Origin of the sequence: Affinundibacterium baiyunense, assembly GCF_018139645.1 — a bacterium.
Lineage (GTDB): Bacteria > Pseudomonadota > Gammaproteobacteria > Burkholderiales > Burkholderiaceae_D > Undibacterium > Undibacterium baiyunense.
This window is the reverse complement of sequence record NZ_JAGSPM010000088.1, coordinates 1-255: the sequence shown is the minus strand read 5'-3', so window position 1 is coordinate 255 and position 255 is coordinate 1. Positions and strand designations below refer to the sequence as shown.

Sequence of the window (255 nt, the reverse complement as noted above, 5' to 3'; positions counted from 1 at the left end):
TAGGTCAAGGCTCTAACGGCTCTGGCGCAGTTGACGTAGGTACATTGTCTACACAAGTACGTATCGGTGCAGCAACATTCGACGCGTCTGCAGAAGCAGCAAACGTGATCGCTCGTTTCAACACAAATGCAGCGTCTGCAGTTGGCGCACAAAAAATCACGACTGGTTCTGGTAACGACACAGTGATTTTTGATGCATTGGACGACAACCGTGCTGGCTTGACTATCTCTGACACAGTTGACGGTGGCACAGGTT

General features: G+C 50.2%; 1 protein-coding gene. It reads left to right on the top strand.

Going from position 1 to position 255, the window contains the following annotated elements:
* Positions 1 to 255, top strand: a 255-nt coding sequence (locus KDM92_RS19300; RefSeq protein ID WP_212685809.1) for a hypothetical protein, incomplete at both ends; no start/stop codon positions are given.